General features: G+C 64.6%; 1 protein-coding gene. It reads right to left on the bottom strand.

Annotation, left to right across the window (positions count from 1 at the left end):
- Positions 1 to 424 (bottom strand): TCP-1/cpn60 chaperonin family protein (locus tag SB751_RS28295; protein WP_410748823.1); only part of this gene is annotated, 424 nt, incomplete at both ends.

Raw genomic sequence — 424 nt, forward strand, 5'->3', positions numbered from 1 at the left:
AATGCCTTCCTCGACCGCCGCACGCGTGGCGTGCAGCGCATCGTCGACACGGTCCTTCTTCTCCTTCATCTCGACCTCGGTGGCCGCCCCGACCCTGATCACGGCCACGCCGCCGGCGAGCTTCGCCACGCGTTCCTGCAGCTTCTCGCGATCGTAGTCGCTCGTGGTTTCGTCGATCTGCGTACGGATCGACTTCACGCGCGCCTCGATGCGCTCCTGATCGCCCGCGCCGTCGATGATGATCGTGTCTTCCTTGCGGACCTCGACACGTTTCGCACTGCCGAGATCTTCGAGCGACGCCTTCTGCAGTTGCTTGCCGGTTTCTTCCGAGATGACGGTCGCGCCTGTGAGGATGGCGATGTCCTCGAGCATGGCCTTGCGACGATCGCCGAAACCGGGCGCCTTGACGGCGGCGACCTTCAGG

This window comes from Cupriavidus sp. SIMBA_020 (assembly GCF_046535395.1).
Classification (GTDB): Bacteria; Pseudomonadota; Gammaproteobacteria; order Burkholderiales; family Burkholderiaceae; genus Cupriavidus; species Cupriavidus campinensis.